Consider the following 13,302-nt stretch of genomic DNA (forward strand, 5'->3'; position numbering starts at 1 on the left):
AGCTCCTCTCAGCGGACCCATCGGTCGAAACCTCTCGCGCCCCCCTTGGGAGGTCTGGAGGGCCGAGGCCCTCCATGTTCAATACATTTGTGCGGGCTTTGTCGTTCCCCTCTCATGCGAATAAGGCCGCAGCCGAATTCGCGTGACCGCGTCAGCGCTGCTGCTCGTTGTCCAGCGTCTGCCGGCGCTGGCGTACCATTTCAGCGGCGCGCTGCAGCTCCTTTTCGACGTTGAGCAGCAACTCCTCGCCGTAGGCGCTGGCGTCCAGCCGCCGCTCGTTGGCCTCGGCGCGCGCCTCGTTGACGATCGCTCGCGCTTCGTTCTGCGCGGCCACCTTGATCGCGTTCTGGTCGATCATGGCGCGCGCGCGGATCTCGGCGTCGCGGATGATCTTATCGGCGTGGCTCTGCGCCTCCTCGAGCATCTGCTGGGAGCGGGTGGCCGCGTCGTCGATCGCGGCATTGGCGCGTACGTCGGCCGATTGCAGCTTGTTGGCCGCCGCGCGCTCGGCGCTGACCAAAATGTTCTCGCGGTCGCGCATCACCTGCTCGGCGTACTGGATCGCCAGCGGCAGGTTGCCGCGGATGTTCTGGATGATGTCCAGGCACATCGCGGTGTCGACCAGGCGCTTGCTGGTCAGCGGCACGACGCTGGCGTACTCCATGGCGTCCTGCAGGTAGTTGAGCAGCGTCATCAAGTACGTATGGTCATCGTCGCCGCCCTCATTGTAGCGCGCGGCTTCGTCCGGCACCGGTACGCTGTGCGGCGGCGGCTGAGCGGGTGCTTCGCGCCTTCCCTGCTCGCCAAAGAAGTTGTCCTCGCGATCCATCGAATAACCCCCTTAATGATTCGCTACGCGTAGGCGGCGATTACGTCCCCTAGGATTTCGGCCGGAACGATCCGGTGGGCGTCGCCGCCCAACTGCAAAAGCTCCCGCGCGATGGAGGAACTGACGTAGCTGACCTCCGGATCGCACTGCATGAACAGCGTCTCCGCGCCGCATTGGCGCAGCATCAGGTCGGCCACCGGGCGCTCCGCGCCGTAGTCGGACTCGCCGCGCAGCCCGCGCAGGATGGCGCCCGCATTCAGCCTGCGCACATGGTCGATCAGCAGGCCGGCGCCCCACTCGACGGTAAGGTTGGGCACATCCTGCAGGCAGCGCCGCATGAGAGCGGCGCGCTCGGACAGCGGCAGCCGGGACGCCTTGGCGGGGTTGGCGATCACGAGCACGGTGACGCGCTCAAACAGCGCGCTCGCGCGGCGCGCCACCGCCACATGCCCGACGGTCGGCGGATCAAAGCTGCCCGGATATACGACGGTCATGCGTCCTCCAATTGTACCAGCGTGATGGCGGTGTCGCCGTAGCGGCGCGCATCCACCGCGCAAAAGCCGTCCGGCAGGATGGGCGGGGCCTTTTCGAGGTGCTCCATCACGAGCAGCGCGTCCCCGCTGAGCAGTCCGCGCGTATGCAGCTGCGCCGCCACCTCGCCGCAGACCGCGGCCATCCGGTAGGGAGGGTCGAGGAATACCAGATCAAACGGCTCGCCCTGCCGCGCAAGCGCGCGCCGCCAGTCGAGCTGGTGGAGCAGTATCCGATCCTGCCAGCCGAGCGACTCGGCGTTGCGACGGATCACATCGCAGGCTTTTCGCACCGGGTCGTTCAGCACCGCGAACCGTGCCCCGCGGCTGAGCGCCTCAAACGAAAGCGCCCCGGATCCCGCGAACAGGTCAAGCACGCGCGCGCCGTCCACCCGCCGTGCGATCACGTTGAACAGCGACTCGCGCACCCGATCGGCGGTGGGGCGGGTTTCGACCCCTTCGGGCGCGAACAGCTTCCGGCCGCGCGCCTCTCCCGCTATGATGCGCATGCGCTCACACGCCCCATTCTAACACAATTGCCTCGATTACACAAGCCGGAATCAAACGAGCGGCTTGGGCCCGGTCGGCTTTGCGGGCCGGTTCACCTTGAGGTTTCTTTGCTTCTTGCGCTTGCCGGCCTTGATCGCTTCCAGTTTTTTCCTGCGCCAGCGCGGCCCCGACAGGTAGCCGAGCGGCTCCGCCAACGGCGAGAGCAGCGCCATCGCCAGAAACATAAGGTTCAGCCCGTGCGGATTGTCGGCAAAGGAGCGGTACATCGACAGCGCCGGCAGGAATATAACGCGGGCGGTCAGGTTGTAGGGATTGATGACCGTCGGCTCGGTCTCGGCCTCGGGCATGGTTTCGTCCGGTGCGTCCGGTGCAACCGGTGCGTCCGGTGCGACCGGTGCGACCGGCTCGGTCGTTATCACGGGCGGATAGAAGGGCTCGGCGATCAGGTTGGCCGCCGCGACCAACATCAGCGGCACCGCCGCCGTCAGGTAGGCGATGAGCGCGACGCCGCGCATGAAGCGCCGGGCGGAAAGCGCAGGGTCGATCGGCTGGCCCGACTCGCGCATGCGCTTAAGCGTCGCGCTCAGCGTGGCGGCCCGTTCGCCGCGCGCGCCGCCGTCCACATACATCACGTAGACCATGGCGAGCAGCAGCAACACATTGAGCGCGATTTGCGCCCAATGCCATTCGGGACCGATGCCGCCCAGCACCAGCGGACACAGCAGCACCGCCGCCGCATAACTGCCCAGCGCCCGCCCGCCGAGGATCAATCCCTGTTTCATTCAGGTTCCCTCCCGTATGTCGCCCGTTCGGTGACCAATTTATCGACCGGCCGGTCGTGCGCCTCGCGCGGCACATCGATTACCCGTTGGCAGTCGAACGCCACGCCCAGCGCCGGCGCGCGCGCGCGGGTCAGGTACCGGTCATAGTAGCCCGCACCCCAGCCCAGCCTGAAGAGCGCGCGGTCAAACGCCGCGCCCGGCACGAGGATCAGCTCGAGCGCTTCGGGCGGCGCGATCTCGCCGTCCGGCAAGGGCTCCAGAATACCGTAGCGGCCGGGGCGCAGCTCGGCGGCCGACAGAAGCCGCACCGCGTCCATGATGCCGCGCTCGCGCGGCATGGGCAGATAGACCCGCTTGCCCTCTCCGAGCATCCGCTCGATCAGGGGCAGTGTGTCGGGCTCGCCACGCCGCCCGACGTAGCAGAACACCGATCCCGCGCGCGCGTATTCGCCGCTCGCCAGCACGCGCCCTGTGATGGCGCGCGACCAGGCGCGCCGCTCGTCCCCGGTGACCGCGGCCAGGCGCTCGCCGATCAGCGCGCGCAAGGCCCGTTTGTCGTCACCGCTCACTGCGGCACGGCGCGCCGGGGGACGCGCGCGGTGAAGCCCAGCATGATCTCGTAGGGGATGGTGCCCGCGAGCTCGGCCAGTTCGTCGGGCGTGATGCGCTCATTGCCCTGCTCGCCCAGCAGCACCACCGCATCCTTCAGCGAGACGCCGGGCACGTCGGTGACGTCGATCATCATCATGTCCATGCAGATCAGCCCGATGAGCCTGGCGCGCCGCCCCTTGACCAATGCAAAAGCCTTGCCCGACAGCTGCCTCGGGTAGCCGTCGCCGTAGCCGATCGGCAACGTGGCCACGATTGAGGTGCGCTCGGCGCGCCATGTGCAGCCGTAGCCGACCGGCTCGCCCGCCTCGACGCGCGCGATGCGGATGGGCCGGGTGACAAGCGTCTGCGCGGGCACGAGCTCGGGGCACAGCCCGGTCACCTGCGCGCCGTAGAGCGCGATGCCCGGGCGCACCATGTCGTAGTGCAGCGACTCGCCCAACAGCATCGCGCCGCTGGCGGCGGCGTGGGCGATCGGGCGATAGCCCTGGGCGCGCACGCGCTCGAGCGCCCGCTTGAACTGTCCGTCCTGAAAGGCGGTAAATTCGGGGTCGACGCCGGCATTGGCGAAGTGGGTGAACACGCCCTCGCACTTGACGCGCGGGCAGTCCTTGAACTGGGAAAGCGTTCGCCCGAGCGCCACATCATCCCTGAGCCCGACGCGCGCCATGCCGGTGTCGATCTTGAGGTGGGCGTGCGCCACGGTGTCGAGCTTTGAAGCGGCGCGCTGCATGTACATAAGCGTCGCCTCGTCGTACACGGCAAGCGACAGGTGATGGGCGACCGCGGCGTCGACGCCCTTGCCCCATGAGCCGCCCAGCACGAGGATCGGGGCGCGGATGCCGGCCTCGCGCAGCGCGAGACCCTCCTCGACGAGCGCCACGCCCAGGCTGTCGGCCCCGGCGGAGAGCGCCTGCTTCGCCACGGTCAGCGCGCCGTGACCGTAGCCGTCGGCCTTGACGACGGCCATCATGCGCGTGCCGCCGGCGCCGCCGGAGCGGCTTCTCAATCGGCGCATCAGCACCGCGGCGTTGGCGGCGAGCGCGGCTTCGGAAATCAGCAGTTCGGTTGAACGATATTGGTGTTGCATGACTATAATGCCCTGAGTTCGTCCTGATCGAGCAGGCGAACGCCCTTTTCCAGCAGTAGTTCGCGCCCGCGCGCGATGTCGCTCAGGTGGAAGATGACCAGCGCGTAGTTGCCGGTGGTGCGCACGAACGAGTAGAGGTATTCGACCGAGATGGCCTCGGAGCTCAGCGCGTCCAGCACGTCGGCCAGCCCGCCGGGCCGGTCGTCCACGCACACGGCCAGCACGTCGGTCAGCCGGGCGGTGTAGCCCGCCTCCTTGAGCACCGCGATGGCCTTGGCCGCGTCGGTTACGATGCAGCGCAGGATGCCGTAGTGCTCGGTGTCGGCGATCGACAGCGCGATCAGATCCAGCCCCGCCTCGCCCAGCAGCCGGGTCATCCGGGCCAGCGTACCCTTTGAATTCTCGAGAAAAACGGAGATTTGCTTCACGTACATGGCAATCCCTCCTTTATTCCACAGGTTCATTATACCACGTAGGCGGCAAATGCAACACCTATATTTGCCGATTATCTTGGACTCTGCGCGCCTTGCCCTCGAAGCGCGGGATGGTGTTGGGCGCGACCAGCTTGACCGCGGCCGACAGGCCCAGCGACGAGCGCACCTGCTCCTGAATCTGCTTTTGGAAGCGCTGCATCTGGCCCACGGTGTCGGCGAAGGTCTCGTCGGTGACCTCGACCTGGATCTCCATCGAGTCGGTCGGGCCGACGCGGTCGACCTTGAGCAAGAAGTGCGGCGTCACGCCCGGGATGCCCATCAGCACCGTCTCGATCTGGCTGGGGAACACGTTGACGCCCCGTATGATTAGCATGTCGTCGGTGCGGCCGCAGATGCGGTCCATGCGCACGGTGGTGCGCCCGCAGGCGCATGTTTTGGCGTTCAGCCGGCACAGGTCATGGGTGCGGTAACGCAAAAGCGGCGTGCCCTCCTTGGTGATCGTGGTGAACACCAATTCGCCCGTGCTGCCGTAGGGCAGGGGCTCGAGCGTGTCGGGGTCGATGATTTCGGGGATCACGTGATCCTCCTGCACGTGCATGCCCTGCTTGTGCAGGCACTCGCAGGAGACGCCCGGCCCGGCCATCTCGGTCAGGCCGTAGATGTCGAGCGCGTCGATGCCCAGCAGTTCCTCGATGCGCGACCTCATCCGCTCCGACCAGGGCTCCGCGCCCAAGATGCCCACCTTGAGCTTAAGATCCGAAGGCGACAGATCCATCTCCCGCATCGCCTCGCCGAGCAGGTATGCGTAGGACGGGGTGCAGCACAGAACGGTCGAGCCCAGCGCGCGCATCATCGCGATTTGGCGCCGGGTGTTGCCGCTGGACATCGGGATGACCATCGCGCCCACCTCGGTCGCGCCCTGGTGCAGCCCCAACCCGCCGGTGAACAGACCGTAGCCGTAGGTCACCTGCACGATGTCGTCGGGGCCCGCGCCCGCCATGGTCACCGAGCGCGCGACCATCTCGGTCCACACGTCCACGTCGCTGCGCGTATAGCCCACCACGATCGGCATGCCGGTGGTGCCCGACGAGCCATGGATGCGCACGATGTCGCGCCGCGGTACGGCGAACAGCCCGTAGGGGAACTGGTCGCGCAGGTCGGGCTTGTCGGTGAACGGCAGGTACTTGAGGTCGTCCACGGTTCTGATGTCGCCGGACTCCAGCCCCTTGGCGGCCATGCGCTCGCGGTACAGCGGCACGTTGTCGTACACCCGCCGCACCACGTTTTTCAACCGTTCGTTTTGCAGGGCGCGCATGGCCTCGCGATCCATGCATTCGTAGGTGGGATTCCAGATCCCCGCGTGTTTGCTCATGGGCGTTCGCTCCTTCGCACTTGCGCGTTGTATCCGAGATCAAAGGCTTCCAGGTTCACCTCAAGCAGCCGCTCGGGTACGCTCAGGCGCACCGCCTCCCGCCACGCGGCCGGATCGCCCCCGACCAGCCGGCACAGCACGCCCAGCAGTGCCAGGTTGACCGCACGCGGTTCTCCCGCCTGCTCGGCCAGCGCAAGCGCGTCCACCGACACCGTGTCGCACGCGCCCTCGAGCGATTTGAGCGCGTCCGCCGGGTATTCCGCCGCGCCCGACACCACGCTCATCGGCGGTATCTTCTGCGTGTTGACCAGCATGATACCCTGCCGCTTCAGGTAGGGCAGCGCGCGCAGCGCCTCGAGCAGCTCGAACGAGAGCACCACGTCGGCGCAGCCCTCCTCGACGACCGAGGAAGCGGCGCCCTCGCCGATGCGCGCGTAGGTGACCACGCTGCCGCCGCGCTGGGACATGCCGTGTACCTCGCTGAGCCGGACCGGATCGCCCAGCACGCCCGCCAGCGCGCCCAGCACGCGGCTGGCCAGCAGCGTACCCTGACCGCCCACGCCCACGATGACCGCATCCAGCTTCATACCTCGTCACCCGCCTTTCCGATCGCCCCGAACGGGCAGGTCTGCACGCACAGGCCGCAGCCCGCGCATTGCACCTCGTCGATCCTCGATACCTTGCCCGCCTTTGAGATCGCGGGGCAGGACAGCTTGATGCACCGCCAGCAGCCCCGGCACTTTTCCGGGTCGACGCGGAAGGCCGGCCGACGGCTCTTATCGAGCAGCGCGCAGGGGCGCCCGGCGATGATTACGCTGAGCTCGTCCGCCGCGGTTTCTTCTTTTAAGGCCGCCTCGAGCGCGGCCAGGTCGAACGCGTCCACCTTGCGCACGCGGCGCACGCCGCAGGCGAGGCACAGCGCGGCCAAGTCGATCGGGGGCCGTTCGCCGCTTAAGTTTCTGCCGCTGTTGGGGTTGGGCTGGTGGCCGGTCATGGCGGTGATCGAGTTGTCGAGGATCATCACGGTCGTGCGCGCCTGGTTGAAGGCCGCGCTGATGAGCGCGTTCACGCCCGTATGCAAAAAGGTGCTGTCGCCGATCACCGCCACCGTCCTTGCCGCGTTGGCGGCGTCGGCGCGCTCGAAGCCCTGCGCCATGCCGATCGACGCGCCCATGCACAGCGAGGTGTCCAGCGCGTCGACGGGTGCGAGCGCCCCCAGCGTGTAGCAGCCGATGTCGCCGGTCACCGTGAGCTTGAGCTTCTTGAGCACGGTCATTGGGCCGCGGTGCGGGCAGCCGGCGCACATCACCGGCGGGCGCGGCGGCACGGCCGGCATCGCGCGCCGCTCGGCCTCGGGGAGGCCCAGCACCGACCGCAGCCGGTTCACCGACAGCTCGCCCTGCCGCCCGGTCAGCGCCTTGCCCGTAACCATTATGCCCCAGCCGGCCAGTTGATCCTCGATCACCGGTTCGAGTTCCTCGATCACAAGCAGCCGGTCGACCGAGGCGGCGAAGCGCTCGATCATGCGCCGGGGCAGCGGGTGCACCATGCCCAGCTTGAGCACCGAAGCTTCGGGCAGCGCCTCGCGCACGTACTGGTACGCCATGCCGGAGGAGATCACGCCGATCCGGGTGTCGCGCATTTCGACGCGGTTGACCGGGCAGCCCTCGGCGTATTCGGCGAGCGCGTTCATGCGCGCCTCGACCGCCACGTGGCGCGACCGCGCCATGGCGGGCATCATCACGTACTTGGCGATGTCCTTCCGATAGGGTTTCAGGGGCGCTGCGAGGCGCTCACCCAGGGCGACCGGCATGCGCGCGTGCGCGACGCGGGTGGTCAGGCGCAGCATAACCGGCGCGTCGAACCGCTCGGACAGCTCGAACGCCAGGGCGGTAAAGTCGAGGCACTCCTGGCTGTCGGCGGGCTCGAGCAGGGGCAGGTGCGCCGCGCGCGCGTAGCAGCGGCTGTCCTGTTCATTTTGAGAGGAATGCATGCCCGGATCGTCGGCGGCCACCATCACGAGCCCTCCGTTCACGCCGGTGTAGCTGAGCGTGAACAGCGGATCGGCCGCCACGTTGACGCCCACGTGCTTCATGGCGCACATCGCGCGCGCGCCGGCGACCGCCGCGCCCGCGCACAGCTCGAGCGACACCTTTTCGTTGACCGCCCATTCGCAGTACATGTCCGGGTATTTAGCCGCGGATTCGGTCACCTCGGTGCTGGGCGTGCCCGGATACGAACTCACCACGCGGCAACCGGCCTCCCACGCGCCGCGCGCGACCGCCTCGTTGCCCAGCATCAATTGCTTTTCCATGATTCATTGCCCTCCCAACAGATCGCGCGTGTCGGTTACGCGCCGCGCCTTGCCCTCAAAGCGCTTGAGCGAATTGGGCGACACCAGCATCACCTTCATGTCGAGCTGGCAGGCGGCGCGCAGCCGACTTGAGACCGACTGGCGCAGCCGATCGGTCTCGACGAAGTTGTCGATGTTGATGCCGTCGCCGATCTCAACCCTCACTTCAATCCTGTCTGTGTAGTTCTCGCGCGAGACGTGGATCTCGTAGTTGGGCGCGACGCCGTCGATGCCGACCAGCGCCGACTCGATCTGGCTCGGGAACAGGTTGACGCCGCGCACGATCAGCATGTCGTCGGTGCGGCCCTTGCACTTCTCCATGCGGTAGCTCGTGCGCCCGCAGGCGCAAGGCTCCGAAATCAGCCGCGTGATGTCGCGCGTGCGGTAGCGCAGCATCGGCATCGCCCACTTGGAAAGCGTGGTAATCACCAGCTCGCCCGGCTCGCCCGGCGGGAGGGCGCGGTCGGTATCGGGATCGACGACCTCGCACAGGAAGTGATCCTCGTTGATGTGCATGCCGCATTTATGCAGGCATTCGCCCGACACGCCCGGGCCCATGACCTCGGTCAGCCCGTAGTTCTCGGTGGCGACGATGCCCCAGCGGCGCTCGAGCTCGCGGCGCATGGCCTCGGTCGAGGCCTCCGCGCCGAACAGCCCGTATTTCAGTTTGATGCCCTCGATCGCGCCGGTGCGCTCGGCCACCTCGGCCATGTACATGGCGTAGGAGGGGGTGGCGATCAGCAAGGTTGAGCCGAAGTCGCGCATCAGCGTCACCTGGCGCTCGGTGTTGCCGCTGGAGATGGGCACCACCGCGCAGCCGATCTTTTCAAGGCCCTGATGCAGCCCCAGCGCGCCGGTGAACAGCCCGTATCCAAACGAAACCTGCGCGATGTCGCTTTTCCGCGCGCCCGCCGCGGTCGCCAGCCGCGCGACGCACTCGGCCCAAACGTCGAGGTCCGCGCGGGTATAACCGGTCACAATGGGCTTGCCGGTGGTGCCGCTGGATGCGTGCAGGCGTGCGACCTCGTCCATCGGGACCGCGAACAGCCCATAAGGGTATTGGTCGCGCAGGTCGGTCTTGACCGTGAAGTCGATGAGTTCGATGTCCTTGAGTGAGCGGATATCGCCTGGCCCCACGCCCCGCGCGTCCATCTTTTCGCGGTAGAATGCCACGTTGTCGTAGGCATGCCGCACGATCGCCTGCAGCCGTGCAAGTTGCAGCTTTTCCAGCGCCGCGCGCTCCATGCACTCGATCCCGGGGTTCCAAATCATCGCCCAGCCTCCTCGCCATACTGCCGTATTGCATATACATACGACGTATTATAACGCAAGGCGGGCGCGAAATCAAATGGGTAAGGTTAAGGAATCGCTGATTTATTCGGGTTGCGCGGGGGAGGGGCAGGTGTGCCGTTTTTTGGTAATTTAACACTTTTCCCCCGTATTTTTCTATAGTGCTGTCGGGCCCGCCTCGCTATAATACAATTGATACCAGAAACTTGGAATGGAGGATACAGTATGATAAAGAGGCTGACGGTCTGGTTGCTGCTGCTCGTGCTGGCGCTGGTCATGGCGCCCTGCGCCCTTGCCCAGGAGGATGAGCACCTCGACGAGGATGGCGTGCTGATCGAGAACCCGGTGCACGACGTGGCGACCTTGGAAGAACTGACGGCGGCGGCGCCCGGCGTAGCCATTCCCGCCTTGCCCGAGGACGCGGGCACCATCGTGTACAGCTACATTCACGGCGAACCGCTCGTCGCCCAGATCCAGTTCCACTGGGGCGAACACCTCTACACCCTGCGCGCGGCAAAGCTGCCTGAGGACATGAAGGCCCGGGACATCGACGGCCTTTACCTGCCCTTTGATGTGACCGAGGAGTTCACCAACCTGTACGAGGGCGACGAGGACCTGCTGGTGGTGAAGTCCAGCACCGAGGAAGCCTATGCCGTGTGCGACTGGACCCACGCCGCGGCAAGCACCCAGTATTCCCTGTTCAGCGAGACCGGCGGCGAGCCGGAGATGCCCATCATCGAGCTGGCGGCGCTGCTCATGGGGGCCAACACCGGCTGGACTGTAGGCAACGAATAAGGAGGAGCTAAGCAGATGCGCAAGACGAAGAAGATCCTGACGGCGGTTCTGGCCCTTTTGATGCTGACGACGCTGGCGGCCCCCATCCTGACCAGCGCCGCCAATACCTCCTACATCTACCGCCGCCTGAACTACGGCGACAGCGGCCAGGACGTGGTGCAGCTGCAAAAGGCGCTCAAGAAGCTGGGCTATTTTGACGGCAAGATCGGCGGCAATTACCTCGACCTCACTCAGGCGGCCGTGCAGGACTTTGAGTACGCCCGCGGCTACAAGCTCACATGGTACTGCACCGCGGCCATGCAGGAGAAGATTTACGATGCCAGCCAGAAAAAGCCGCCGCAGCCGGAGCGCACCTTGCACTACGGCGACAGCGGCGACGATGTGAAGGCGCTGCAGAAGGCGCTGAAGAAGCTTGGGTACTTTGACGGCAACATCGGCGGCAACTACCTGAAGCAGACGCGCCAGGCCGTGAAGGATTTCCAGGAGGACTACGGCTACAAGCTGACCAACTACTGCACCGTGGCCATGCAGGGGCGCATCCGCAAAGCGGCGAAATAGGAGAATACCATCCACCGGAGCTGTAGCGCCAAGGGAAGGCGCTACAGCTCTTCCTACAGGGGGGGCTTGCAACGGGGAAGAATGACGAGGAGGGATCGACCCGATGAGACAACTGCGCCTGGCAATTGCCTGCCTGCTGGCCGCTCTGACTGCACTGCTGCCGCTCACCGGATGCGCCGCCGCTGAAAGCCCCGCCGTCGCCGCGGCCCGGGCCTTCGCCCGTCTGGAGGTATGGAGATCCATCACCTCCGGGGCTACCGGCAGCGCCACCGTGGCCGTCATGGACGGCGGCATCACCGTCTATGCCGAGGGTTTCGGCATGGCCGATCGGGAAGGCGGCGTGCCGGTAGACAAGGACACGCTCTTCAACATGGGTTCCGTCAGCAAGGTCTATGTCGCCACCGCCATCATGCTGCTGGTCGACGACGGCGCGGTCAGCCTCGACGCCCCGGCGGCGGACTATCTGCCCGAGTTCACCATGGCGGACGCGCGCTACAAGGACATCACCGTCCGCATGCTGCTCAATCACACGTCCGGTCTGCCCGGCACCCTCGGGCCGAGCGGCTTCGGCTACCGGTACAACGAGGACTTCTATGGGGACGTACTCGACGCCCTTGCCCAGTCTCACCTCAAACACCGGCCGGGCGCGCTGAACCCGTATTGCAACGACGGCTTCACCCTCGCCGAGATGATCGTCGCCAAGGTCTCGGGGATGAGCTACCTCGACTTCCTTGGGCAGCGGATCTTCAAGCCGCTCGGCCTCAAGTACACCGGCATCGGCGTAGGCGAACGGCCGGAGAAGGATATGACTGTCGCCAGGGCCTACACCCCGGCGGGCGTGGTGTTGCCGCCCGAGGTGCTGTCGCTGCTGGGAACGGGCGGGCTGTCGGCCACCGCCGAGGACATCTGCCGCTTTGTCGACAGCTTTGCGCCCGGCGGCCGCCACATCCTGTCGGATGCCTCGCTTGCCGAGATGAACGCGGTGCAACCGGCCGAATTGGGCGCCAAACTGCCCGGCTATCTTTCCACCTACGGACTGGGCTGGGATTTTGCCGCGCTGCCCGACCTCAACAACGCGGGCTTTCATGTGCTCGGCAAAAGCGGCGGCACCTTTCAGTACAACTCGATGACCTTCATCGTCCCGGAAGAGCGGATTGCGGTTGCCGTCATCCTGACCGGCGGCGACGCGATGAGTCTCGCCTATAAACTGCTCAAGACCTACATGGCCGGCAAGGGCCTCATGGAAAACGCCCCGGCGCCGATCGCTCCGCCGCCGAAGACAGAGCCTGTCCCGCCTGAACTTAAGGCTTATGAAGGCTACTATATCGGCTCGGACGGCCTGCTCCGCGTCGGCATCGACGCGGCCGCGAACACCCTTACCGTCTATCATGTCGCCGGCAGCGAAGAGTCACCGGCTTTTTCCTCCGCATACGGCGACGGTTGCTTCCACGGCCCGGGCCGCAAACACCGCTTCGCCGCCGTCGACGGCCGCCGCTACCTGTTGGCCCATCACGCCCTCTTGGGCGGGGAGGTGATCTTCGCGGAGATGATCGAGCCGTCTAAAGCACCGCAAACCCTCGGCGTCGATGTCGAGGGCCGCATGTGGCTGCGCCGTAACGCCAAGGCCTACGAGGAGCCGAGCCCCGTGTTCCTGCTCCATTCCGGCGGGATCTCCGGCCTGCCCGGTTTTGTCTATTTCGACGACAGCGTCATGAGAATCACCGGGCCGACGACCGCAGGCTTCTCCGTCGCCAACAGGCGCGACCTCTATGAACTGACCCTCAGCGAGCAAAACGGCGTCATCTGGGCCCGGCTTTCCGACCTGCTCTACAGCGACGCCGACGCCGCCCCGACGCTCAAAGGAGGCGCGGCTGAGTTGACGATCGGCGACGCGGGCTACGACGAGTGGCTGAAGGTCGATGCGGACGCTGTGCTCAGCTTCGAAAAACCCGACCAAGGCCGTATACTCGTCGTAAGAGCGGACGGCACTTTCATGTACGACAGCATAACCGACAGCGGCGAGGTCTTTGTGCCCGCCGACTGCTTCGTGGCCGCGGCCGGCGAGCCGGGCGACATCTTCACGGTGCGGGCGCGCTAACTCAAGCAAACGGAGGGGACAGAGCAAGCCGGACCTGTCCGGCAACACCAAG

The 13,302-nt window shown here is 66.2% G+C and carries 14 protein-coding genes; 3 read left to right on the forward strand and 11 right to left on the reverse strand.

Annotated elements, in window-relative coordinates; translation table 11 throughout:
• Positions 1–151: 151 nt before the first annotated feature.
• The 11 genes from ACH6CV_RS05990 to ACH6CV_RS06040 are packed head-to-tail and all read right to left on the reverse strand — an operon-like array spanning position 152 to position 9,781.
• Positions 152–829 carry a hypothetical protein gene (locus tag ACH6CV_RS05990; RefSeq protein ID WP_456357267.1) on the reverse strand — a complete coding sequence of 226 codons (678 nt, stop codon included), beginning with the start codon at positions 827–829 and terminating at the stop codon, positions 152–154.
• A gap of 23 nt (positions 830–852) precedes the next feature.
• Positions 853–1,323 carry a pantetheine-phosphate adenylyltransferase gene (gene coaD, locus ACH6CV_RS05995; protein ID WP_456357268.1) on the reverse strand — a complete coding sequence of 157 codons (471 nt, stop codon included), beginning with the start codon at positions 1,321–1,323 and terminating at the stop codon, positions 853–855.
• Positions 1,320–1,868, reverse strand: coding sequence for a 16S rRNA (guanine(966)-N(2))-methyltransferase RsmD (rsmD, locus tag ACH6CV_RS06000; RefSeq protein ID WP_456357269.1), 549 nt, complete (start codon positions 1,866–1,868; stop codon positions 1,320–1,322). The genes coaD and rsmD overlap by 4 nt, the downstream gene beginning before the upstream one ends.
• Positions 1,869–1,919: 51 nt before the next feature.
• Positions 1,920–2,651, reverse strand: coding sequence for a hypothetical protein (locus tag ACH6CV_RS06005; RefSeq protein ID WP_456357270.1), 732 nt, complete (start codon positions 2,649–2,651; stop codon positions 1,920–1,922).
• A complete protein-coding gene (locus tag ACH6CV_RS06010; protein WP_456357271.1) occupies positions 2,648–3,220 on the reverse strand; it encodes a 5-formyltetrahydrofolate cyclo-ligase in 573 nt (190 codons plus the stop codon). Before ACH6CV_RS06010 ends, ACH6CV_RS06005 begins: the two co-directional genes overlap by 4 nt.
• Positions 3,217–4,350: an alanine racemase gene (gene alr / locus ACH6CV_RS06015; RefSeq protein ID WP_456357272.1), complete on the reverse strand. Its 1,134-nt coding sequence runs from the start codon at positions 4,348–4,350 to the stop codon at positions 3,217–3,219. Before alr ends, ACH6CV_RS06010 begins: the two co-directional genes overlap by 4 nt.
• A 2-nt stretch (positions 4,351–4,352) precedes the next feature.
• Positions 4,353–4,784 carry an ACT domain-containing protein gene (locus ACH6CV_RS06020; protein ID WP_456357273.1) on the reverse strand — a complete coding sequence of 144 codons (432 nt, stop codon included), beginning with the start codon at positions 4,782–4,784 and terminating at the stop codon, positions 4,353–4,355.
• Positions 4,785–4,842: 58 nt separating this feature from the next.
• Positions 4,843–6,156 (reverse strand): phenylacetate--CoA ligase family protein, encoded by a 1,314-nt coding sequence (locus ACH6CV_RS06025; protein ID WP_456357274.1) that lies wholly within the window; start codon positions 6,154–6,156, stop codon positions 4,843–4,845.
• Positions 6,153–6,743, reverse strand: coding sequence for an indolepyruvate oxidoreductase subunit beta (locus ACH6CV_RS06030; protein ID WP_456357275.1), 591 nt, complete (start codon positions 6,741–6,743; stop codon positions 6,153–6,155). Before ACH6CV_RS06030 ends, ACH6CV_RS06025 begins: the two co-directional genes overlap by 4 nt.
• The gene (gene iorA / locus ACH6CV_RS06035; RefSeq protein ID WP_456357276.1) at positions 6,740–8,470 is read right to left on the reverse strand and encodes an indolepyruvate ferredoxin oxidoreductase subunit alpha; all 1,731 of its coding nucleotides are present in this window, start codon (positions 8,468–8,470) and stop codon (positions 6,740–6,742) included. The genes ACH6CV_RS06030 and iorA overlap by 4 nt, the downstream gene beginning before the upstream one ends.
• Before the next feature lie 3 nt (positions 8,471–8,473).
• Positions 8,474–9,781, reverse strand: a complete 1,308-nt coding sequence (locus ACH6CV_RS06040; RefSeq protein ID WP_456357277.1) for a phenylacetate--CoA ligase family protein — start codon at positions 9,779–9,781, stop codon at positions 8,474–8,476.
• A gap of 243 nt (positions 9,782–10,024) precedes the next feature.
• On the opposite strand from ACH6CV_RS06040, the gene ACH6CV_RS06045 reads away from it, so the two are divergent.
• From ACH6CV_RS06045 to ACH6CV_RS06055, 3 genes are all read left to right on the forward strand, one after another.
• Entirely contained in the window at positions 10,025–10,594 is a 570-nt protein-coding gene (locus ACH6CV_RS06045; protein ID WP_456357278.1) for a hypothetical protein, read from the forward strand.
• A gap of 15 nt (positions 10,595–10,609) precedes the next feature.
• Entirely contained in the window at positions 10,610–11,152 is a 543-nt protein-coding gene (locus ACH6CV_RS06050) for a peptidoglycan-binding domain-containing protein (protein WP_456357279.1), read from the forward strand.
• A gap of 103 nt (positions 11,153–11,255) precedes the next feature.
• The gene (locus tag ACH6CV_RS06055) at positions 11,256–13,250 is read left to right on the forward strand and encodes a serine hydrolase domain-containing protein (protein ID WP_456357280.1); all 1,995 of its coding nucleotides are present in this window, start codon (positions 11,256–11,258) and stop codon (positions 13,248–13,250) included.
• Positions 13,251–13,302: the final 52 nt, after the last annotated feature.

Source organism: Anaerozeibacter quisquiliarum (genome assembly GCF_051162045.1).
GTDB lineage: Bacteria > Bacillota > Clostridia > Christensenellales > Aristaeellaceae > Anaerozeibacter > Anaerozeibacter quisquiliarum.